We start from the raw sequence: 22,163 nt of genomic DNA on the forward strand, positions 1-22,163 counted from the left end.
AAAGTGACCACGGCTGCGATTGGCACCGATACGACGCGGCGTACGCGCATTCAGGAGCGGCATCGTGATCGCTGCACGCTCGTGCCTGCATGGCGCGAGCGTGCAGGCGGGCACTGTGTGGAGTGTCACGCGGTGCGCTGAATGTGTCAGCTTTGCGCATGCGTCGTGGTGCTGGTGTCCCAGCTGTTGCGACGTGCCGCCATTATCCTGGCGGCATGAAGACGAGGTGGCAGCAGTGAGCCGGCGTGGTGGTAGTGCGGATCTTCCCTTGCATGGAGGCCGCGTTCCGCGTTGGTTGGGTGAGCGGATGACGCGGCTTGGCGCAGTGATGTGCGAGGCGATCGTGCACAGCTATGGGCGCGATGAATTGTTGCGGCGGCTTGCGCACCCGTTCTGGTTTCAGTCGTTCGGTGCGGTCATGGGCATGGACTGGCATTCGTCCGGCATTACCACCAGCGTGATCGGCGCGCTCAAGCGTGGGTTGACGCCACTGTCCGGCGAACTGGGCATTCATGTCTGTGGCGGGCGCGGCCGGCATTCGCGTGCCACGCCTTCGGAGTTGCTGGCCGTGGGCGATGCGGTCGGGTTGGACGGCGCCGCATTGGCACAGGCCAGCCGCCTGGTCGCCAAGGTGGACAGCGCTGCCGTGCAGGACGGTTTCGATCTGTATCTGCACGGCTTCATCGTCAGCGACGATGGCCGCTGGGTGGTGGTGCAGCAAGGCATGCATGGGCAGCGCAAGCAGGCACGCCGGTATCACTGGCTCTCCGAAGGCCTGAGCAGTTTTGTGGATGCGCCGCATGCTGCCATCGATGGCGCGCATCAAGGCAACATCGTCAATCTCGCCGACCACCGCGCCGCTGCCTCGCGCGATGCGCAGGTGGCACTGCTGCGCAGCACCGCGCCGGACCGGCTGGCACAGCAGTGGCAACGGATTGCGGGTGTGGAGGCGCCTGCGGCGCAAGGTCCGCTCACCGGCGATCTGTTCGCCGTGCACGCCTGGGACCCGGCACAGCAACCGCACCTGTGCATGCCCGACCATCATGACGTGCGCAGCGAAAACGTGATCACACGACGGCTGCACGCCAGCTTGGCCGCCGCTGCCGAAGCGGGGCCGCGCGATTTCACCGCGCTGCTGCAAGTGCCCGGCGTGGGTGCGCGCACCTTGCGCTCGCTGGCGATGGTGGCCGAGGTGATGCACGGCACGCCATGCCGTTTCAGCGACCCGGCACGCTTTTCGCTTGCGCATGGCGGCAAGGACCGGCAACCGTTCCCGGTGCCCACACGCGTGCTCGATCACACCATCGGCGTACTCAAGCAAGCGATGCAGCAGGCCAGACTGGGCAACGACGAACGCTTGCAGGCGATTGCGCGGCTTGACGCGCAGGCGCGTCGACTCGAAGCCAGCGCGCAAGGGCCGACGGTGGACGACTACATCGCGCAGGAACGTCGCGATTCGCATCGCTATGGCGGGCGTAGCGTGTTCGGGTGGGAACCGGCGCCGGAGGATGCGCGCGCGGTGCAGCCGACCCAAGCGCATGCAGGTCGCCGATGAGCGTGCGCGCGCCTGGCAGCACGCCAGTGGCCATCGACGGACGTTGCTTCACCTATGTGTTCCCATGCCAGTGGGAAGACCATTGCAAGATCGGTTTCTCGCGCGATCCGCTGGGGCGCATCGGTAGCCTGCATCCGCGCTGGTTCGATTTTTTCGATCTGGAGCACGGGCTGCTGGTGGAAACCGAGCGCGAGCGCGATGCGCGCGATCTCGAACTGCAACTGCGGCGCCCGCTGCTTGCGCACAACGCACCGCCACCGATGGCGATCCGCGCAGTGGCCGGTGGGCATACCGAATGGTTTCGGGGCGTGGGCGAGGCGTTGCAACGTGCAGTTGCGCAACTGCAGCAGGGCGGGTATCGCGTGTTCGTGTTGCGCGACTGGCTGCAGGCGGCGATGGCCCAGCGTATCGATCGCCTCTACGACTGGGCCGCGGTGCAGTTGAGTGCGGACGAACTGGATGGCCTGGTCGGCCCCACGCCAGCACAACGTGCGCTGCGCGATGTACTCGATGGTTACCGCGCATTGGATCTTCCCGTGCAGGCACATGTGCCCGAACATATTTGGGCCTGGTATTGCCGCAACGGCTGAGCATGTTGCCAGCACCTTGACGTGCGTCGCCTCAGCATCGCCTCAACCCTGAGGAGTGCCTTATGCAGATTGCACAACTGACATTGACCGACGCGTTCAAGGTGCTGTTTTCGGTGCGCCAGGTGCAAGCTGCCGAAATGGCGATTGCACCGGGCCAGGGCGAGGGCGGGCCAGACAATCGCCACCGTGGTGCCGATCAATGGCTGTACGTGGTGGACGGCACCGGCGAGGCGGTGATCGAGGGGCAGACGCATGCACTGCAGGCCGGTAGCCTGATCGCCATCGAGCGCGGTGAAACCCATGAGATCCGCAATACCGGGAGCACACCGTTGAAGACGGTCAATTTCTATCACCCGCCTGCCTACGATGCCCAAGGCGAACCCTTGCCAGCCGGTGAGGGGGCGTGATCGCTGGCGGTTTCGCATGTCGTTGAGTGGATCGGTCACGGCGCGGGTGCATGACCTGGAAAAAGCGGCAGGCAGGCTTCAACGCCAGGTGAGCACCGCGCCCACTGCGCATTGACGCGGCGCTTGTTACATCGAGTTGCCATCCACAACAGGGGAAGTGCCATGCCACAGGCCAAGACACGCCGCGCTGCTGCCAAGGACAAGCGCGAAGGAAAATCGGCCAGCACCCAGGCCGGCGAATATGTCAAAGAAGAAATCGACCAGGTGCGCGACGGCGCGCATGGTGTGAAAAGTACCAAGCAGGCCATTGCGATCGGCTTGTCCAAGGCGCGCCGCGATGGCGTGGACGTTGCCCCGCGCAGTTCCGCGTCCAGGGCCACCAAGAAAAAAGCCGCGCAGGACAAGGCAGCGGCAACCTCCAAAAAGCCGGTGTCGCCTACGCGCTCGGCCGGTGCCAAGAAAGCCCTCAAGACCGCCAGCAAGGGCACTACCGCCAAGAAGACGGTAGGCAAAAAGGCATTGTCCAAACAGACCACGGGTGCCGCAAAAAAGCGCACTGCCAGCGACCGTTCGACGGCAGCAAAGAAGGCGGCCAAGACCAAGGGCCCGGCAGTACGCAAGGCCGCCGCAAAGAAAGCCGCGGCAACGCGCAAGCGTGCCGAGTAAGAGCGTCTATGCCGTGCAGTGACGTCAGTGCTGACTGGTTGCGGCGTGTGGATCCAAGACTGCGCGTGCAAATGCCAGACAAGCGCGTCGCGTGCCACAGTCCTGTTTTCAGCCGTAGTGGCCCTGCGGTTCGTGTACATGCGTGTCCGCGCGCAAACGCACGCGAGGTCGCAGCCATTGCGCAAACGTCGCTTCGCTCCACGCGCCATCGGCCAGGCCCATCATGGCAACGTATTTCTCTTCCTGCGAAGCGATGAGTTCGGCGCCGTTGAGTAGCAAAAAAACCCGATAGCACACATGGGCAGTCCTTTTGTTGCCATCTACGAACGGATGATTGCGCGCGAGCCCGTAGGCCAGGCTGGCCGTCAGCTCTACAAGATCGGGTGGAGGATCGCCGTAGGAAAAAAGTTGCTGCGGGCGTGCCAGTGCCGAGGCCAAGAGTGCCTCGTCGCGCACTCCGCTTGCGCCGCCGTGCTCGCTCAATTGACGTTCGTGGATCGCCAATGCAAGTGCGTGCGTGATCCAGACCAGCATGCGCGTGTTCACTTGGCCAGCTTGTTCAGCACTTGGCGATCCTCGCGCATCACCTGCTCGGCCACATCCATCTGCGCGGCCAACGTCGGGTCGAATGCGGTCAGCCTGATGCCGTCGGGCGTTTCCAGTGCATAGAGTTCGTCGCCCTTTCCAAGCCGCAGGCGGGCCAGCAGTTCCTTGGGCAGGATGATGCCGGCGGAATTGCCGATGGCGGTGATCTTGAGCTTCATGGCGGCATCTCGCGTTATTACGAAGGTTATAACCCTGTCGTCAGCCAGTCGCAAGTGGCGTGCTGAAGCGGCTCAGCACGCCAGTCTCGCCTGCTGCGATCGGTTGGTGTACAAATGTACACCTTGTCCCGTCCTGCTGCCTCGCCCCGATGCCATCGCTTCCCCCCCAACGTGCCGCCGTGCTGGCGTTCCTGCAGGAGCAGGCCCTGGCGGGCGTCTCGCCCAGTCTGGCCGAGATCGCGCAGGCCTTCGGGTTTGCCTCGCGCAATGCCGCACAAAAGCACGTGCAGGCGCTGGCCGACGCCGGATTGATCGAGCTGCTGCCCAATCAGAAACGTGGCATCCGTGTACCGGGAGGCGCCGGTCGCGATGCATTGCTGGCCTTGCCGGTGCTGGGGCGAGTGGCAGCAGGTCTGCCGATCGGTGCGGATATCGGCCTGGAGCGTCAGCTCTGGCTGGACCGCGCGCTGTTTTCGCTGCGCCCGGATTACCTGCTGCAGGTGCAGGGCGATTCGATGATCGATGACGGCATTCTGGATGGCGACCTGGTGGGCGTGCATCGCAGCAACGAGGCGCGCGACGGGCAAATCGTGGTGGCGCGGGTGGATGGCGAAATCACCATCAAGCGCCTGGAGCGCGGCGCCGAACGGATCCGCCTGCTGCCGCGCAATCGCGCGCATGCGCCGATCGTGGTGGCGGCCGATGCCGACTTCGCGATCGAAGGGCTGTACTGCGGCCTGATCCGGCAGGGCTGACATGAGCCAGGAGCCGGCGCGCATCAGACAGGACGGCAATGCGGCCGTGGCACTGCCGTTGGACGCCCTGCTGGCCGCGCGCACGGTCTGGCGTGCAGGCCAGGGCACGGCCACCGCCAATGGCGGTGAATCCACCGGGCATGTGGCATTGGATGCATTGCTTCCCGATGGCGGCTGGCCGCGGCGTGCCTTGACCGAATTGTTGTTGCCTGCGCATGGCATCGGCGAGATCGCCTTGTTGCTGCCCACGCTGGCACGCATGACCGCCAGCAGCAGCCGGGTGGTATTGGTGGCACCGCCGTTCATTCCCTACGCGCCGGCCTGGCAGGCGGGCGGGGTGGTGCTGGAGCATCTGGAAGTGGTGCAGGCCGAGCCGCGCGAAGCGTTATGGGCGTTCGAACAATGCCTGCGCAGCGGCGCATGCGCTGCGGTACTGGGCTGGCCGCAGACCGGCGATGCGCGTGCGCTGCGCCGGTTGCAGGTGGCGGCCGATAGCGGCAATTGCTGCGCGTTCGCACTGCGCGACCGCCGTCATGCGGTGAATGCATCGCCGGCGGCCTTGCGGCTGGAATTCCTGCCCGAGCGCGATGCCTGGCAGGTGCGCAAATGCCGGGGCGGGCAGGTGCCGTCGCAGCCGTTGCGGCTGGCGCATTGAGGCGCGCGCATGTTGTGGGCCTGCATATTGCTGCCGCAGCTGGCGCTGGACGCCGTCCTTCGGCGTCTGGAAGAACCGCAGGCGCCACTGGCGCTGGTGGAAGGCCCGGCGCAGCTGCGCAGCCTGCATTCGGTCAATGCTGCCGCTGGCGCAGCTGGGTTGAAGGCCGGCATGCGGCTATCGGCGGCGCATGCCTTGATGACGCAGGTACGCACCATCGATTACGACGCGCAAAACGAAGCGCGCACGCAGCGGTTTCTTGCGGCCTGGGCGTATCGGCATAGTTCGCTGGTCAGCCAGCAGTGGTCGCGCGCCATCGTGCTGGAAGCCGGTGCCAGCTTTCGCCTGTTCGGCCCCTGGCCGCGCTTCGAGCGTCGCCTGCGCGATGAGCTGCAGGCCTTGGGCTTCCAGCACCGGCTTGCGCTGGCGCCCACGCCGCGCGCTGCGCGCGTGCTGGCTGGGCTGCGCGACGGCATGGTGGTGACGCAATTGCCGGCCCTGCACAGCACGCTCGACAAGGTGCCTGTACGCCGCGCTGCATTGCCTGACGATGCCGGCGAGCGCCTGCAGCACATGGGCGTGCGCACGCTCGCGGCGGTGCGCGGCCTGCCGCGTGACGGGTTGCGCCGGCGGTTTGGTGCGGGCCTGCTCGATCACCTGGATCGCCTCTACGGGCAGGTCGACGACCCACTGGAGTGCTACGCGCCGCCAGACCACTTCGACCACCGCGTGGAGCTGGGCTATGAGGTGGAAACGCATCCGGCGCTGCTGTTTCCGTTGCGCCGGCTGATCGGCGACCTGTGCACGTATCTGTCCATTCGCGATGGCGGCGTGCAGCGGTTTTTATTGCGCCTGGAGCATGAAGAAGGCGCGACCGATGTGGAGATCGGTCTGCTCACGCCGGAACGCGCGCCCACCTTGCTGTTCGAGCTGGCCCGCAACCGGCTGGAGCGGGTGGAGATTCCGCGGCCGGTGGTGGCGATGCGCTTGCTGGCACGGCAGCTGCCACCGTTCGTACCGGCCATGCGCGACCTGTTCGATCAGCGCGCGCAGCAATCGGTGGAGTGGCCGCAACTGCGCGAGCGCCTGCGTGCACGGCTTGGCGATGACGCGGTCTATCGCGTGTTGCCGGCCGACGACCCGCGCCCGGAGCGCGCGTGGCGTCGCGCCATCGGCGATGCGGTGCGCGAAGCCGCTGCGCCGCCGCGCCCGCCGCGCCCCACCTGGTTGCTGCCGCAGCCGGTGCCGCTGCACGACCCGCACCTGCGCATCGTGTCCGGCCCGGAACGGCTGGAAAGCGGTTGGTGGGACGACGATGAAGCCCGTCGCGATTACTACGTGGTGGAGACTGCGCGCGGCCGGCGTGGTTGGGCCTTCGCCGCGCCCGGTCGGGTGGACGGCTGGATGCTGCATGGATGGTTCGCGTGAGCGCGCGTATGTTCGCGCGGTATCGGAGCAGGTACCGGCTGTCTGGTGGTTGCGGCTGGGGCGCGCGTGGCCGATGCCAGGGCTGCAGGCAAGAGCAGCAGCATCTGCAACGGCGCGATCTGCTGCGCATTGCAAAAACCGTCTGGCGCAGCGCGCTGTTGAAGGCAGCCGTCCATGAGCTGGGATGACGCCATCGATGGCGTAGACCGCGACACGCCCGGCGGGCGCATGCCGCGCGCCTGGAATGTGGCCGCACGGTTGCGCGCGGCCAACGACGACATCAGCCATGCGCACGTTGCCGATGGCTTGCCCGCCTATGCCGAGCTGCACTGCCTGTCGGACTTCTCGTTCCTGCGTGGCGCCTCCAGCGCCGAACAGCTGTTCGTGCGCGCACAACACTGCGGCTACAGCGCCTTGGCCATCACCGACGAATGCTCGCTGGCCGGCATCGTGCGTGGCCTGGAAGCGTCGCGCGCCACCGGGGTGCGGTTGATCGTCGGTAGCGAATTCGCCCTGGTCGATGGCACCCGCTTCGTGCTGCTGGTGGAAAACGCGCACGGTTACCCGCAGCTGTGCGGGTTGATCACCACCGCGCGGCGCGCGGCCAGCAAGGGCGCTTATCGCTTGGGGCGGGCCGAGGTGGAAGCGCAGTTTCGCGATGTGGCGCCGGGCGTGTTTGCACTGTGGCTACCCGGCGCGCAGCCGCAGGCAGAGCAGGGTGCCTGGTTGCAACAAGTCTTCGGCGAGCGGGCGTTTCTGGCAGTGGAATTGCATCGCGAACAGGACGATGTCGCACGCCTGCAGGTCCTGCAAGCGCTGGCGCAGCAGTTGGGCATGACCGCGTTGGCCAGCGGCGATGTACATATGGCGCAGCGTCGCGAGCGCATCGTGCAAGACACCTTGACCGCCATCCGCCACACGCTGCCGCTGGCCGAATGCGGCGCACACCTGTTCCGCAATGGCGAGCGCCATCTGCGCACCCGGCGCGCGTTGGGCAATATCTACCCGGATGGGTTGTTGCAGGCCACCGTGGAGCTGGCGCAACGCTGCACCTTCGACATTTCCAAGCTCCAATACACCTATCCCAGAGAATTGGTGCCGCAGGGGCATACGCCTGCCAGTTATCTGCGTCAGCTCACTGAAGCCGGGATGCGGGAGCGCTGGCCGGATGGGGTGCCGAAGAAAATACGCGACGACATCGAGAACGAATTGGCGTTGATCGCCGAACTGGAATACGAGGCTTTCTTTCTCACGGTACAGGATGTGGTGCGGTTTGCGCGTTCCAAAGACATCCTGTGCCAGGGGCGTGGATCTTCAGCAAATTCGGCAGTCTGCTATGCACTGGGCATCACCTCGGTTGATCCGAGCAAGACGCGATTGTTGATCTCGCGCTTCTTGTCCAAGGCGCGTAACGAGCCGCCGGACATCGACGTGGATTTCGAGCACGAACGCCGCGAGGAGGTGTTGCAATACGTCTACGCCAAATACGGGCGCGAACGCGCAGCGCTGGCGGCGACGGTGATCTGCTATCGCGGCAAGAGCGCGGTGCGCGACGTGGCCAAGGCCTTCGGTCTGCCACCGGACCAGATTGCCTTGCTGGCCAATTGCTATGGCTGGGGCAATGGCGAAACGCCGATGGAACAGCGCATCGAAGAAGCCGGCTTCGATCTGGCCAACCCGCTGATCAACAAGATCCTGCTCGTGACAGACCACCTGCGCGATCACCCACGGCATCTGTCGCAGCACGTGGGCGGATTCGTCATCTCCGACGAGCCGTTGTCGTTGCTGGTACCGGTGGAAAATGCCGCGATGGCCGACCGCACCATCATCCAGTGGGACAAGGACGATCTGGAAACCATGAAGCTGCTCAAGGTCGATTGCCTGGCCCTGGGCATGCTGACCTGCATTCGCAAGACGCTGGACCTGGTGCGTGGCCACCGTCATCGCGACTACACGTTGGCGACCTTGCCGGATGAGGATGCGGCGACCTACAAGATGATCCAGCGCGCCGATACGGTCGGCGTGTTCCAGATCGAGTCGCGTGCGCAGATGGCCATGCTGCCAAGGCTCAAACCGGCAGAGTTCTACGACCTGGTCATCGAAGTGGCGATCGTGCGCCCTGGCCCGATCCAGGGCGACATGGTGCATCCGTACCTGCAACGTCGCAAGGACAAGAGCCTGATCAACTATCCCTCCGAAGGCGTAGAGCAAATTCTCGGGCCGACATTGGGGATTCCGCTGTTCCAGGAGCAGGTCATGGAGTTGGTGATCCACGCCGGCTACGACCCTGACGAGGCCGACAAGCTACGCCGTTCGATGGCGGCCTGGCGCCGCGGTGGCGACATGGAATCGCATCGCGTGCGCATTCGCGCATTGATGGAAGGCAAAGGCTACGCCTCCAGCTTCATCGACCAGATTTTCGAACAGATCAAGGGTTTCGGTTCCTACGGTTTTCCGCAGAGCCATGCCGCCTCGTTTGCCAAGCTCGTCTACGCCAGCTGCTGGCTCAAACGCCACGAGCCGGCCGCCTTCGCCTGCGGGCTGCTCAACGCGCAGCCGATGGGTTTCTATTCGGCCAGCCAGATCGTGCAGGATGCGCGCCGCGGCAGCCCCGAGCGCGAGCGTGTGGAGGTGCTGCCGGTGGATGTATTGCACAGCGACTGGGACAACACCCTGGTCGGCGGCCGGCCGTGGCGCAGCGCTGCCGATCCCGGCGAACAACCGGCGATCCGGCTGGGCATGCGGCAGGTTGCCGGACTGTCGCAAGTGGTGGCGCAGCGCATCGTTGCCGCACGCACGCAGCGGGCGTTCGCCGATATCGGCGATCTGTGCCTGCGCGCCGCACTCGACGAAAAAGCACGCCTGGCATTGGCAGAAGCAGGCGCTCTGCACGGCATGGTGGGCAACCGCAACGCCGCGCGCTGGGCAATGGCCGGCGTGGAGGCGCGTCGCCCCCTGTTGCCGGGCAGCCCGGAGGAGCGCCCGGTGGCGTTCGAGGCGCCGCGCGCCGGCGAAGAAATCCTTGCCGATTACCGCTCGGTCGGCCTGAGTCTGCGCCAGCACCCGATGGCGCTGCTGCGCCCGCAGATGCGCCAGCGGCGCATCCTGGGTCTGCGCGAATTGCAGGGCCGCCGCCATGGCAGCGGCGTGCATGTGGCTGGCCTGGTTACCCAGCGCCAGCGCCCGGCCACCGCCAAGGGCACCATCTTCGTCACCCTGGAAGACGAGCAGGGCATGATCAACGTGATCGTCTGGGCGCACCTTGCGCTGCGTCGCCGCCGTGCGCTACTGGAATCGCGCCTGCTCGCCGTGCGCGGTCGCTGGGAACGCGTGGACGGCGTAGAGCATCTCATCGCCGGCGACCTGTACGACCTCAGCAACCTGCTCGGCGACATGCAGCTGCCCTCGCGCGATTTCCATTGACGCTTTTTAGGTGCATGGATTGCTGCTAGATTTCGCCATCGGTTTGCCTACAACACGGAGTCGTACATGCGGAAATGGATCATTCCTGCGGCCTTGGTGCTGCTGATGGCGGCTGGCACTGCCACGGCCCAGGTGGATGTCGGCGCCTATATCAAGAAGGACAAGTTCGCCGACATCAAGCTATCGCCCAGCGGCGCGTATTTCGCCGCGACCGTGCCGATGGAAGACAAGACCGCCCTTGCGATCATGCGGCGTTCGGACAACAGCATCGGCGCCACCTTCGTGCTGGAAAAAAACACCTACGTGAGCGATTTCGCCTGGGTCAGCGACACCCGCGTGTTGATCTCCATTGCACAGAAGTACGGCTTGCTCGACAAGCCGCTGCCGACCGGCGAGCTGTATGCCATCAATGCCGATGGCACCGGAGCCGAGTTGCTGGTGGGTTACCGCGCACGCGGCACCGGCCTTGGCACCAACATCAAGGTCAAGAAGACCGAAGCGGTGGCCGCATTCCTGACCGATCCCTTGCCCGACGACGACCGCAGCGTGATCGTGGCGATCTGGCCGATGTCGGGGCAGGATCCTTATACGCGCGCAGAAAAGCTCGACGTCACCACCGGCCGCCGCCTCCCGCTTGCGCGTGCGCCGATTCAGCGCGCCAGCTTCACCACCGACCATCATGGGCAGGTGCGCTTCGCGCAGGGGGCGGGCTCGGACAACGTCAGCAAGCTGTATTACCGTAAGGGCGCGGGCGACGAATGGGCGCTGATCAATGACGAGCAGGTCAGTGGCCATGTCGAAACACCGCTGGGTTTTTCGCAAGACGAGCGCATTGCGTACTTGCGCGTGCAAAGTGCCGACGGCCCCGATGCGATCGTCGGCTGGGACATCCAGGCCAATCGCCGTGAGCAGGTATTGCGCGACGCGGTGGCCGACCCACTGGAGATCATCTACCGCAACGGCACCACCATCCCGGTCGGCGCCATTTTCATGGCCGACCGTCCCCGCACCCGCTTTTTCGACGAGCATGGGGCACAGGCGCGGATGTATCACAGCCTGGAGGCGGCCTTTGCCGGCAATGCGGTGCGCGTGACCTCCAGCACCAAAGACGGTCGCTACGTGATGCTTGAAGCCTATTCGGGCAGCAACCCTGGCGATTTCTACGTGTTCGATACGCAAGAGAACAAAGCCCAGCATGTGATCAGTCGGCGCGACTGGTTCGACCCCGAGCGCACGGCCACCGTGCAGCCGATTGCACTGCAGGCACGTGACGGGGTGCCACTGCATGGGTATCTCACGCTGCCGCGCAGTGGGGGCGACAAACATCTGCCAACGGTGGTGATGCCCCATGGCGGTCCCTTCGAGATCTTCGACAGCTGGCAGTTCGACGACGATGCGCAACTGCTGGCGCAAGCGGGTTATGCGGTGCTGCAGATCAATTTCCGCGGCTCTGGCAATTATGGGCGCCACTTCCAGCACGCCGGCGCGCGTCAGTGGGGCGGCACCATGCAGGACGATGTGACCGATGCAACGCGTTGGGCGATTGACCAGGGGTATGCGGACGCACGCAAGATCTGCATCTTTGGCGCCAGTTACGGTGCGTACGCAGCCCTGATGGGTGCGGCCAAGGAATCGGGCCTGTATGCGTGCGCGGCCGGTTATGTGGGCGTCTACGACTTGCCGATGATGTTCACCAGCGGCGATATCCAGAAGCGCGGTTCCGGCGAGAACTATCTCAAGCAATGGTTGGGCGATCCGGCCACCCTGGCCGCGCGTTCGCCGGTCAGTCTGGCCAGGCAGATCAAGGTGCCGGTGTTTCTGGCTGCAGGGGGCGAAGACGAGCGCGCGCCCATCCAGCACAGCAAGCGAATGGAAGCAGCGTTGCGCCAGGCCGGCACCCCAGTGGAAACGCTGTACTTCGACACAGAAGGCCACGGCTTCTACACCGAGCCCCATCGACGCGCGTTCTACACCCAGCTGTTGGCGTTTTTATCCAAATCGCTGGGTGGCGCCAAGGCCGACTGAGGGTCACCGAGACGGTCGCCTCGTCGAACTGTCCAGTTCGCTTGCCTCTCCTGTCAGTTGGGCCACGCGGTGAGGCAGTGCGCTGTACAGACCCAGCCAGAAGCCTGAGTGAATCATCCTGCCGTCGGTCATTGGCAGTGAACCGGTCCGTGCTACACCATGCAGGTCCGCGCAGCCGCGCTGGCTTGTCTTTCACCCACGAGGCGATCATGAAGTTGGAGGCGTTGTTCGACCAGTTGCACACCTTGCCCACCGTGCCCAAGGTGGCGCAAGACCTGATCCGTCAATTCGACGATCCGCAGACCGATATCGATACGCTGGCGCATAGTATCGAGCGCGATCCGGTGATTGCCGCCAAAGTGTTGCGGCTGGCCAATTCGGCGCGCTTCCATGGCCTGCGCGATTCCACCAGCGTGGAAGACGCGGCCATGCGGCTGGGCTTCAATACCCTGCGCACGCTGGTGCTGGCTTCGGCGATGACGGGCGCGTTCCGGGCTGGCCCGGGCTTCGACCTCAAGGCCTTCTGGCGGCACAGTTTCGAAGTGGCCGGCATCTGCCGCCTGCTGGCGCGCCAGCAGGGGCTGGACCCGGAGACGGCCTTCACCTGCGGGATGATGCACAACATCGGCGAGCTCTTGATCCAGTCCGGTGCGCCGGAATACGCCAGCCGCATCAATCACGAAACCTCCTCTGCCGGTCATGCGGCCGAAGAAACCCTGCAACTGGGCTTCGGCTACCCGGAAGTCGGGGCCGAGCTGGCACGGCGCTGGCAGCTGCCCGTGGTGATCCAGCACGCCATCGCGTACCAGGTCCGGCCCGCCGCGGCCCCGGACGGGGCACGCATGCCATTGCTGGTGGCCCAGGCGGTACTGGTCTGCGATGCGCTGCATGCGCATGGCGGCGCCACCGCGGCGGCATTGGAAGCGATACGCAGCCCGCTGATGGACGGCGTGGATCTGGACGCGTTGTTCGCCGCGCTGCCGGAGGTCATCGAGGCTGATCGCGCCTTTGCCGAGTTGCTGCACTAACCCTCGGCAGGATGCGCTGCTGCGTCATTCCCGGCGTAGCGGCGCACGCGCACTCTTCTGCGCCTGGCGTCGCACGCGCGGTGTCGGGCTGTTGCCGTGCAGTGATCGCCGCGCCGGGCGCAGATCCCGGCAGGCGCGTTAGCGCAATAACATCCACCCGGCAGCAGCTGACGCCAGTTGCACGGCGCGGCGCACCTGTATCGACGCTGGGGGTGAGCGTGGTTCGAAACGTGCCCGCGTCCTCAACAGCCAACGCGCCGGATACCGCCGCGATCGGACAGATTGCAACCCAGCCGGCAGCGCGTGCGTCGGGTTGCCCCTGCGACGTCCACCCGCCATCGCACGCACACTGTCACGCCGCGCCGCAGCTGGACTCGCGTGGACGCAGGCGCTAGCGTGGTGCGGATTTTTTGCCTACAGGGGAATGCCCAATGAGCCACGACGCGCAGCCGCGCCAGCTCACCTTCCGTGCCGTCGCGCTGGCCATCGTGCTGGCGGTCGTGCTTTCGGCCGCCAATGCCTACCTCGGCCTGTTTGCCGGCCTGACCATCGCCACCGCCATCCCGGCAGCCGTCGTGTCGATGGGTGTGCTGCGCCTGTTGGGCGGTGGCACCATTCTGGAGAACAACATCGTCCAGACCGGTGCGTCGGCCGGCTCGTCGATCGCGGCCGGGGTGATCTTCACCATCCCCGCGCTGGTGATCATGGGCTACTGGCCGGACTTCAAGTACTGGTGGGTGCTCGGCATCGCCGGCATGGGCGGCCTGCTTGGCGTGTTGTTCTCGGTGCCGTTGCGTCGCTCGATGATCGTTGAAGACCCGCTGCCGTTCCCCGAAGGCAAGGCGGCGGCCGAAGTGCTCAAGGCCGGCGAAAATCCCGGCCCGGGCTTGAAGATCCTGGCCATCTCCGGCGCCATCGGAGCGCTGGTCAAGCTGGCTGCGGCCAGCGGCCTGCGCGTGATTCCCGACACCTGGGCGCAGGCCACCTACCTGGGCAGCAGCCGGCTGGTGGGCTATATCGGCACCAACCTGTCGCCGGCGCTGCTGGGCGTGGGCTACATCGTCGGGTTGAACGTGGGCATCGTGGTGCTGTCCGGCTCGATCCTGTCCTGGCACATCGCCATCCCGCTGTACCAGCAGTTCTTCATGGGCTCGGACCCGGCCCTGGCGCAGAGCCTGGTCGATGCGTCGGCGGCCGATGCAGCGTTCGGCATCTGGGGCGCGAAGATTCGCTACCTGGGTGTCGGCGCGATGTTGATCGGCGGCGTGTGGACCTTGTTCTCGCTGCGGAAATCGCTGTTTTCCGGCGTCAAGAGCGGCTTTGCCGCTGCGCGCAAGAGTGGCGGCGGCGTGGTTGCAGAGACCGAGCGCGATCTGCCGATGAAGTGGATGCTGGTGGCGCTGGTGCTGTGCACGCTGCCGCTGCTGGGCCTGTATCAGGCCATCGTGCAGCAGTGGCATGTGTCGATCCCGATGACCATCATCATGATCGTGGCCGGCTTCCTGTTCGTGTCCGTTTCGGGCTATCTGGCCGGTTTGATCGGCTCTTCCAACAACCCGGTGTCGGGCATCACCATCTCCACCATCCTGTTCGCCTCGGCGGTGCTGGTGTTGCTGCTCGGCAAGAGCGGCCTGGTGCCGGTGGGTATCGGCGCTGCACCGCTGGGCGCAGTGGCCGCGATCATGATCGGTGCGGTGGTGTGCTGCGCGGCGGCGGTGGGCGGGGACAACCTGCAAGATCTCAAGGCCGGTTATCTGGTCGGTGCCACACCGTGGAAACAGCAGCTGATGCTGGGTATTGGCGCGTTCTCGTGCGCGTTGATCATGGCGCCGGTGCTGAACCTGCTGGCTCAAGCCTACGGCATCGGCCCAGCAACGCCACAGCATCCCAACTCGCTGGGCGCGCCGCAGGCGACGCTGATGGCCTCGGTGGCCAAGGGCCTGTTCGGTGGCCAGCTGCCGTGGAGCATGATCGCGATCGGTGCCGGCGTGGGCGCGGCCATCATCGCGCTGGACGAATGGTTGAAGGCCAACGGCAAGCGCTTCCGTGTACCGGTGCTGGCCGCGGCCATCGGCATCTATCTGCCGCTGGAACTGATGGTGCCGATCTTCCTCGGCGGCCTGATCGCGCATCTGGTGGAGCGCTTCCACAACATCCGTGCCGACGACGAAGACGGCCGTGACCGCGTGCATCGCCCGGGCGTGCTGTTTGCCGCTGGCCTGATCACCGGCGAGGCGTTGATGGGCATCGCCATTGCGGTGCCGATCGTGTTGTCCAGCCGCGCCGACGTGCTGGCATTGCCGGCCGCGCTGCAGCTCAACCAGTGGGTCGGCCTGGCGATTCTGGCCCTGGTCGGCTGGCTGCTGTATCGCGTTGGCAAGCGCGGCGAACAGGCCGCCTGAGTGTGATGCCAGATGGCGCATGCGCCCCGCATGCGCCCCGCATGCGCCATCTGCAAGCCGCGCCTGGTTGTGCGCGCAGCTTGATCCAGCACAGCTGTGAGGGAACGGGAAACAGCTGTCTGGGCCCCCGGGCTTTACCTGGCGAAGACATGCCAGCGCTGGAATGGCGCCAGATCCTGCGCACGATGGAGCTCGATTCGCCGTTTCGATTGCATCGCTGCCACTGCGTCCTGCACACCGCATGCAAACCGTGCAGCACTGCCGCATGCGGGCATCGCGGCCTGCACAGCCACCCGCTAACCCGCCATCCAGATTCAATGTCTTTGCGCCGGCTTTACGCCCTGCGCAACTGCCGTGCATAGCGACTTTATGCCGCTGCTGCTTATCGTGCCGTCTCCCGCACAACGGTGCGCCACGAGTGCTGCATGCCTGGACTGATCTGATCCCAACCACTCGGTAGACCGTGGTGCGCTCATGCGCTGTGCATGACGCCGCAACGCCAGGCAAGTGTCTGGCAGTGCAAGCCCGCGCACTTCCCTGCAGTGGGCCTGTGCATCGCATCGCGACCGCACCGACGCCGTCCCGAAAAAACCGCAGTTGCGGCACTGCAGACCAAGTGCAGCGCCGCCATACCGCGCGTCGTAACGCACCACCTCCCACTCTTCAACGCGGCACGGTCATGCGATCCGTACCGCGCTTTGCCCTGGAATCACCGCAATGCCCACCATCACCTCGCGCTCGCCTTCCCGCAAGACACTGCTCGCCGTCATCGTTACGACAGCACTGAGCAGCCTCGCAGTTCAGGCGCAGGCGCAAGACGCCACCGACGCGGCGCTTTGCACCGATCGGCCGACCAAGGCCAATGCCACCTGCACCGTGCCGGCTGGCGATTGGCAACTGGAAACCGACATTGGCAATTACACGCGCGACAGCCAGCCCGGCACACGCACAGAAACGGCGTACTTCACCAATCCCACGCTCAAGTACGGCGTCAGCGACCGCATCGATGTGCAGCTCAACTGGGCGCCGCAGCTACAGGTCAAGACCACCGACCGCGCCACCGGCGCGCGCAGCAGCCTGAGCGGCGGCGGCGATCTCTATCTGCGCATGAAGGCGCGTGTGTACGAGAGCGACACCGCCAGCGTGGCGCTGCTGCCGTTCGTGAAGGCACCCACCGCGCGTACCGGCCTGGGCAACGACACCTGGGAAGGCGGCCTGGCGCTGCCGGTCAACTTCGTGCTGCCCAGCAGCTTCTCGCTGACGTTCGGTCCGGAACTGGATTGGTTGGCCGACAGCGATGGCAGCGGCAAGCATGTGGCCATCGTCAACGTGATCAATCTGGCGCGCCCGCTGACACCAAGGTTGTCGATGGCGGTGGAGGTGTGGTCCTCCATCAACCGCGATCCGGCGCAGACCGTGGAGCAGTACTCGGCCGATATCGCGGCGTCATATCTGCTCAATCCGCTCTTGCAGCTGGACGTCGGCGCCAATTTCGGCCTCAACGACCGCACGCCCGACACCCAGGTCTACGTCGGCTTGTCGCACCGCTTCTAAGAGCAGCGAACAAAACGACTGCGCAGCCGCCAGGCGGGCGCGGCCGGTGCCCGGAATCGGCATGTACCACGCGTACACGCCGGTTTTGAGTGCACCGTCCGCACCCACCTGACGATTGCTCGCTACGTTTAAAGCGCCCAGCCGCCCGTGTCGCGTGCAGGCGGCATGGTCTGCGCATGCGTGCGCGGCGCACCACGTCGCGCCGCAGGACCTCCTGCCTTTGCGCGTGCGCCGCAGCAACGCCTACCATCGACGTTTTGCCGTTGCCGGAGATCTCGATGAAGCTGCGTCACGCCGTACTGCCCCTGTGTTTGCTGGCTGCCCTGCCAAGCCTTGCCGCTGCGCGCGGTTTCGATGTGCGCGACATGGTGGCGCTGGACCGGGTGTCCTCGCCCACGCTCAGCCCGGATGGCAGCGTGGTGCTGTTCGCCAAGCGCCAGGCCAAGACCGCCAATGGCAAGCCGGCCACCAGCCTGTGGGTGCGCAATCTGCGCACGCGCGATCTGGCGCCGCCCAAGCGGCTCACCCCGGAAGGATGGAACGTCAACAGCCCGGCGTTGTCGCCGGACGGCAAGACGGTGTACTTCCTCAGCAGCAAATCCGGTAGCCAGCAGCTCTACGCGCAGCCGATGGCCGGCGGCACCCCGCAGCAACTCACCGCATTTGCGGTGGATGTGGACAGCTACAAGCTCTCGCCGGACGGCAAGCGCATCGCGTTCAGCGCGGGCGTGTTCCAGGACTGCGGCTCGGACCTGGGCTGCACCAAGAAGAAGCTGGGCGAGCTCAAGAACAACAAGGCCAGCGGCGTGGTGTACGACCAGTTGTTCGTGCGTCATTGGGACACCTGGAACGATGGCCGCCGCAACACCCTGTTCGTGGCCGAGTTGCCTGCGGCCGGTGCCAAGGCAGTGGTCGGGGCATCGGCGATCAGCGCCACGTTGGCCGGCGACGCGCCGTCCAAGCCGTTCGGCGGCAACGACGATTACACCTGGTCGCCCGATGGCGCCAGCGTGGTGGCCAGCGTGCGCATTCCGCAGCCGCATGGCCCGGAGGCGAGCAAGAATGCCAAGGCCAGCGGCAAGCCCACCGGCAACGACGAGCCGTGGCAGACCAACTTCGATCTGTACCGCCTGGATGCGACCGGCAAGTCCGCGCCGGTCAACCTGACCGCGGCCAACCCGGCCTGGGATGCCGGCCCGGTGTTCAGCACCGACGGCAAGACGCTGTACTACCGCGCCATGAAGCGCCCGGGCTTCGAGGCCGACCGCTTCGGCCTGATGGCGATGGATGTGGCCAGCGGCAAGACGCGCGAGATCGCGCCGAAGTGGGACCGCTCGGCGGGCGAGATCGTGTTGAGCGAAGACGGTGCCAGCCTCTACACCAGTGCCGACGAACTCGGCGAGCACCCACTGTTCAAGATCGATATCGCCAGCGGCGAGGCAACTAAGCTGGTGGGCGAGGGCAGCGTGCACGCCCCCACGCTGGCCGGCAATACGCTGGCCTTTACCCGCAACTCGCTCAAGAGCGGTGACCAGATCTTCGTCAGCGACACGCAAGGCCAGGGACTGCGCGCGATCAGCCAGAGCGCGGGCGAATTGCTGCCGGACGTGCAGTTCGGCGACTACGAGCAGTTCCAGTTCAAGGGCTGGAACAACGACACCGTGCACGGCTACGTGGTCAAGCCGTACAACTACCAGCAGGGCAAGACTTACCCGGTGGCGTTCCTGATCCACGGCGGCCCGCAGGGCAGCTTCGGCAATGGCTGGAGCAACCGCTGGAATCCGCAGACCTACGCCGGCCAGGGCTACGCGGTGGTGATGATCGATTTCCACGGCTCCACCGGCTACGGCCAGGAATTCACCGACGCCATCAGCCAGCATTGGGGCGACCGCCCGCTGGAAGATCTGCAAAAAGGCTGGGCCGCCGCGCAGAAGCAATACGGCTTCCTCAACGGCGACAAGGCCTGCGCATTGGGCGCCAGCTACGGCGGCTACATGGTCTATTGGATGGCAGGCAACTGGAATCAACCATGGAAGTGCCTGGTCGACCACGACGGCGTGTTCGACAACCGCACCATGGGCTATGCCACCGAGGAACTATGGTTCAGCGAGTGGGAAAATGGCGGCACGCCGTGGCAGAACCCGGCCGGCTACGAGAAGTTCAACCCGGTGCTGCACGTAGACAAGTGGAAGGTGCCGATGCTGGTCATCCACGGTCAGCAGGATTTCCGCATTCCGGTCGAACAGGGCCTGGCTGCCTTCACCGCGCTGCAGCGCAAGGGCATCGATTCCAAGTTCCTGTATTTCCCGGACGAGAACCACTGGGTGCTCAAGCCGGATAACAGCATCTTGTGGCATGACACCGTCAATGGATGGTTGAAGCAGCATATCGGCCAGTGACGGACGACCGACACGCCGCCAGGCGCGGCGTGTCGTTTGCTTGAGCGAATGCGTTCCCTGGGCGATGGGCGTTGTCGAAGTCAGCGTTTCGGCAACCGCATCCTGCCCGTTGCGCCTGGAGTGCTAGCGCGCCGACTGCGCGCACCGCCGGAGGCACGCAGCCGTTATTCCACCTCGCATCTGCCGCGCGTGCACTGCAGTCTGCCGGCAGTCCATGCCCACCTGACACCTGCGCAGTGCTAGCCGCGCTTGGCCAGCTGGCCTTCCACGATGTCCAGAATTTCCGACACCGCAATCCCGAACGAGCCGGCACGCCCGGCGTCGAACGCGGCCTTCCACTCGGCATACCCGGGCAGATACGCCTGATTGGGCATGCTGTCGCCGACGTGTTCGGCAGCGCTGCGCTCCAGCGTCTGTGCAATCACCGGAATGTGCGGCAACGTGTCCAGCGTTCCGTTGGGCATTCCCGCATGACGGACCTGGACCTCGCTGATGGTCACGTGCAGGATCTGGCCTCCCTGCGGATGCGTATCGATCTGGTTGATCAGCAGTAGCGGCGTTTCGGCGGCACTGCGCCCGCGGCAGCGCCATAGCTGGCCGACTGCATAGGTTGAAGACGTTGGGGTTGAAGCGTTGGCAATGGCCATCGGGAACTCCGCGCGCAAACCGCAATGATGCAGCTTGCTTGCGACGATGGCGACCGGATCGGCGGTGGACGCGCTGATACCGATGAGTCCGCCGGCGGCAATCGTCGATCCGGAGCGTCTGGCCGTTCCACTGACATCCCGCGCGCTGGATGAGTACGCTTGACGTGAACCGCTTGCAACGCCGCTGTGCAGATCACGGGCCAATGCATCCCAAATGCAATTGCCGCAGCGCATCACAGGCATGTCAAACTAGCGCATCTTCCTCTTCCCAGTTCCCTGCCAGGACCGCAAGGACCGTTTGCATGCGCACGTCGTTCCGCCCCGCATTGTGGGTAATCGCTCTGATCTGCAGTCCCGCCCTGGGCGCCGCGTCGCGGCCTGCCGTTGCGCCCGCGCGCGCCCCGGTGGCGGTTGCGTCTTCCGAGCAAGGCGGCGATACGAGCGTGCCATTGCCGGCCGTGCTGAAATCCGGCATGGGGTATCGCGCGTTTGCGCAGGCGGTGATGGAGCAAGGCTGGCAACTGGTGGATCCCCTTGCGGCCGATAGCTGCATGGCCGCGGGCGACTGCGAGATCGAGTTCATCGCGCCCGGCGGCAGCGCGCGGCTGCGCGTGCAGGTGGGCTCACAGGCCGGTGCGGCGGTAGTGCAGAGCTGGCGTGCGCGACAGGTGCCGCTGGATCGCATCGGTAACCCGACCGCTGCGGCGGGCGATGCCAAGCCTGCACCGGCGGCAGTGGACGCAGGCAACACCTCGCGCTGAGTCATCCGGCCGCAGGCCGATCGCGCATGCGGCGTATCATGGCGCGGCAGGAGCGAATCGTTTCGATCGCGCGCCTGGTCTGATGCGCCTTTCCCGGTCTCGAGCACCTTGCCCTGCATGAACCCTCTCGCATGAAGAGCATCGATCCTGCCGATCTTGAAGCGTTGTTCGATGCCGTGCCGGACGTGTTGTTCTTCGTCAAGGATCGCGAGGGCCGCTACACCCACGTCAACCAGACCATGCTGCGGCGGCTGGGGCTGAAATCGCGCAAGGACCTGATCGGCAAGCGTGTTGCCGAGGTCTATCCCAGTGGCCTGGGCGCCAATTACGCCAATCAGGACGAGCAGGTGCTGGCCGGCGAGGTGATCGACAACCTGCTGGAGCTCCACCTGTTCGCCAACCGTGAGCCTGGCTGGTGCCTGACCTGCAAGCGGCCGTTGCTGGTGAATGGCAAGGTGCAGGGCATCATCGGCATCTCGCGCGATCTGGGCCCGCAGGACGGGCACGAATCGCAGTACGAAAAGCTGCGACTTGCGCTGGCGTATCTCAACGCCAATTACGCGCAGAACGTCCGCATGCAGGCGCTGGTGGAGATCACCGGGTTTTCCATGTCCAAGCTGCAGCGCTCGTTCCGCAAGGTATTCCAGCTCACGCCGCAGCAAGTGTTGGCCAAGCTGCGTCTGCAGATGGCGATGCATCTGCTGCACGGAAACAAGAGCCTTACCGAAATCGGCCACGCTTGCGGCTTCAGCGACCAAAGCGCGTTCGCGCGGCAATTCAAGCAAGCGGTCGGCATGACGCCGCGCGAATATCGTGCGTTGGCGAATGCGCAGCAGTTTTCAGCCGAAACAGTGTAGAGGGCGGGGCGATCTCAACGTGCATGCGCAAGACGTGCGTTGAGCCTGAAAATTCTCTCGAACTGCCTGCTGAGGTTTCCGAACTAGGGCTTGCCATGGATGGGCGTCCACCGGATCTGCAACATTGTGTCGTTTCTTGATTCCTGAGCGTTGTGCCGATGATTCAAAGGCATCGGACATGATGACGGGTCTTGAGAGGTGCCCAAGTTATTGGGAGATGCCTTGACCGCCTCGTCTGGTCATTGAA

Annotated in this window: 18 protein-coding genes and 1 other RNA gene; 16 read left to right on the top strand and 3 right to left on the bottom strand. The window is 65.2% G+C overall.

The window, feature by feature from the left end; genetic code table 11:
- The first annotated feature begins 235 nt into the window (after positions 1-235).
- The 4 genes from J7396_RS02020 (at position 236) to J7396_RS02035 (ending at position 3,218) form a co-directional block, all read left to right on the top strand.
- Complete coding sequence (locus J7396_RS02020; protein ID WP_057680987.1) at positions 236-1,555, top strand: DUF763 domain-containing protein; 1,320 nt, start codon at positions 236-238, stop codon at positions 1,553-1,555.
- Positions 1,552-2,145: a GIY-YIG nuclease family protein gene (locus J7396_RS02025; RefSeq protein WP_008574111.1), complete on the top strand. Its 594-nt coding sequence runs from the start codon at positions 1,552-1,554 to the stop codon at positions 2,143-2,145. The genes J7396_RS02020 and J7396_RS02025 overlap by 4 nt, the downstream gene beginning before the upstream one ends.
- A 62-nt stretch (positions 2,146-2,207) precedes the next feature.
- Entirely contained in the window at positions 2,208-2,552 is a 345-nt protein-coding gene (locus tag J7396_RS02030) for a cupin domain-containing protein (protein ID WP_008574109.1), read from the top strand.
- A gap of 162 nt (positions 2,553-2,714) precedes the next feature.
- The gene (locus J7396_RS02035; RefSeq protein ID WP_014089599.1) at positions 2,715-3,218 is read left to right on the top strand and encodes a DUF6496 domain-containing protein; all 504 of its coding nucleotides are present in this window, start codon (positions 2,715-2,717) and stop codon (positions 3,216-3,218) included.
- 108 nt (positions 3,219-3,326) lie between these two features.
- Here the strand turns inward: J7396_RS02035 and J7396_RS02040 are convergent, their stop codons facing one another.
- Positions 3,327-3,752, bottom strand: coding sequence for a type II toxin-antitoxin system death-on-curing family toxin (locus J7396_RS02040; protein WP_029818875.1), 426 nt, complete (start codon positions 3,750-3,752; stop codon positions 3,327-3,329).
- Positions 3,753-3,760: 8 nt separating this feature from the next.
- Positions 3,761-3,982: an AbrB/MazE/SpoVT family DNA-binding domain-containing protein gene (locus J7396_RS02045; protein WP_008574105.1), complete on the bottom strand. Its 222-nt coding sequence runs from the start codon at positions 3,980-3,982 to the stop codon at positions 3,761-3,763.
- A 149-nt stretch (positions 3,983-4,131) separates the two neighbouring features.
- Between J7396_RS02045 and lexA the strand changes: the two genes are divergently transcribed.
- The 10 genes from lexA to J7396_RS02100 all read left to right on the top strand — a co-directional run bounded on the left by lexA (position 4,132) and on the right by J7396_RS02100 (position 19,651).
- Complete coding sequence (gene lexA, locus J7396_RS02050) at positions 4,132-4,737, top strand: transcriptional repressor LexA (protein ID WP_031421534.1); 606 nt, start codon at positions 4,132-4,134, stop codon at positions 4,735-4,737.
- A 1-nt stretch (position 4,738) separates the two neighbouring features.
- Positions 4,739-5,392: a translesion DNA synthesis-associated protein ImuA gene (imuA, locus tag J7396_RS02055; RefSeq protein WP_011346702.1), complete on the top strand. Its 654-nt coding sequence runs from the start codon at positions 4,739-4,741 to the stop codon at positions 5,390-5,392.
- Positions 5,393-5,401: 9 nt separating this feature from the next.
- Positions 5,402-6,820 carry a DNA polymerase Y family protein gene (locus J7396_RS02060; protein WP_008571902.1) on the top strand — a complete coding sequence of 473 codons (1,419 nt, stop codon included), beginning with the start codon at positions 5,402-5,404 and terminating at the stop codon, positions 6,818-6,820.
- A gap of 174 nt (positions 6,821-6,994) precedes the next feature.
- Positions 6,995-10,243 carry an error-prone DNA polymerase gene (locus J7396_RS02065; protein WP_209260884.1) on the top strand — a complete coding sequence of 1,083 codons (3,249 nt, stop codon included), beginning with the start codon at positions 6,995-6,997 and terminating at the stop codon, positions 10,241-10,243.
- A 432-nt stretch (positions 10,244-10,675) separates the two neighbouring features.
- Positions 10,676-12,268: a S9 family peptidase gene (locus J7396_RS02075; protein WP_209261003.1), complete on the top strand. Its 1,593-nt coding sequence runs from the start codon at positions 10,676-10,678 to the stop codon at positions 12,266-12,268.
- Positions 12,269-12,477: 209 nt separating this feature from the next.
- Positions 12,478-13,296, top strand: a complete 819-nt coding sequence (locus tag J7396_RS02080; RefSeq protein WP_033478574.1) for an HDOD domain-containing protein — start codon at positions 12,478-12,480, stop codon at positions 13,294-13,296.
- A gap of 431 nt (positions 13,297-13,727) precedes the next feature.
- Positions 13,728-15,698 carry an oligopeptide transporter, OPT family gene (locus J7396_RS02085; RefSeq protein ID WP_011346708.1) on the top strand — a complete coding sequence of 657 codons (1,971 nt, stop codon included), beginning with the start codon at positions 13,728-13,730 and terminating at the stop codon, positions 15,696-15,698.
- Positions 15,699-16,415: 717 nt separating this feature from the next.
- The gene (locus tag J7396_RS02090) at positions 16,416-17,252 is read left to right on the top strand and encodes a transporter (protein ID WP_209260885.1); all 837 of its coding nucleotides are present in this window, start codon (positions 16,416-16,418) and stop codon (positions 17,250-17,252) included.
- 61 nt (positions 17,253-17,313) lie between these two features.
- Positions 17,314-17,390, top strand: a non-coding RNA gene (locus J7396_RS02095) — sX9 sRNA.
- A 140-nt stretch (positions 17,391-17,530) separates the two neighbouring features.
- Positions 17,531-19,651: a S9 family peptidase gene (locus J7396_RS02100; protein WP_014089605.1), complete on the top strand. Its 2,121-nt coding sequence runs from the start codon at positions 17,531-17,533 to the stop codon at positions 19,649-19,651.
- Positions 19,652-19,890: 239 nt separating this feature from the next.
- On the opposite strand, the gene J7396_RS02105 is transcribed toward J7396_RS02100, so the two are convergent.
- A complete protein-coding gene (locus J7396_RS02105) occupies positions 19,891-20,298 on the bottom strand; it encodes a hypothetical protein (protein WP_228729571.1) in 408 nt (135 codons plus the stop codon).
- A 302-nt stretch (positions 20,299-20,600) separates the two neighbouring features.
- Here J7396_RS02105 and J7396_RS02110 point away from each other — a divergent pair, with 302 nt between their 5' ends.
- Positions 20,601-21,059 carry a hypothetical protein gene (locus J7396_RS02110; protein WP_011346711.1) on the top strand — a complete coding sequence of 153 codons (459 nt, stop codon included), beginning with the start codon at positions 20,601-20,603 and terminating at the stop codon, positions 21,057-21,059.
- A 131-nt stretch (positions 21,060-21,190) separates the two neighbouring features.
- Positions 21,191-21,916, top strand: a complete 726-nt coding sequence (locus J7396_RS02115; RefSeq protein ID WP_008578160.1) for an AraC family transcriptional regulator — start codon at positions 21,191-21,193, stop codon at positions 21,914-21,916.
- The last annotated feature ends 247 nt before the right edge of the window (positions 21,917-22,163 follow it).

The sequence above is a fragment of the Xanthomonas sp. A1809 genome (assembly GCF_017746015.1).
Classification (GTDB): Bacteria; Pseudomonadota; Gammaproteobacteria; order Xanthomonadales; family Xanthomonadaceae; genus Xanthomonas; species Xanthomonas euvesicatoria.